Origin of the sequence: Nocardia concava NBRC 100430 (genome assembly GCF_000308815.1) — a bacterium.
Lineage (GTDB): Bacteria > Actinomycetota > Actinomycetes > Mycobacteriales > Mycobacteriaceae > Nocardia > Nocardia concava.
Window position 1 is genome coordinate 1 of sequence record NZ_BAFX01000157.1, and the last position, 325, is coordinate 325.

General features: G+C 48.9%; 1 protein-coding gene. It reads right to left on the reverse strand.

Features of this window, described 5'->3' with window-relative positions; translation table 11 throughout:
- The coding region (locus ON43_RS45985; protein WP_040814574.1) for a hypothetical protein at nucleotides 1–264 on the reverse strand (264 nt) is incomplete at its 3' end.
- Nucleotides 265–325: the final 61 nt, after the last annotated feature.

The following is a 325-nucleotide window of genomic DNA, read 5'->3' on the forward strand; positions in this document are numbered from 1 at the left end:
GCGCCGATAGAGTTTTCCCGGCTCCTCCGTGATAGCGGGGACCAGGAATGTGTAATAATCATACTTCTCCTGCGAGACAAAGGTCATACCATTTGCAAGAGACAGGGTGACGGTCTGGTCTTTAATGGACACAGTGCCTTCGACATCCGTAGTATTGATCAAGGACATGTCGAAACCTAGTTTATGTGCATGCTCTTCCTCATGCGTCGTGAGGAACAGGAGCAACATAGAAGTAAGGTGCGTGTCCCTGTTGATCGTGGCCATGTCAGAATACAGAAATCAAAGTGGGTGTAGTTCCCCATGTACTCTGCGTTGATACCACTGC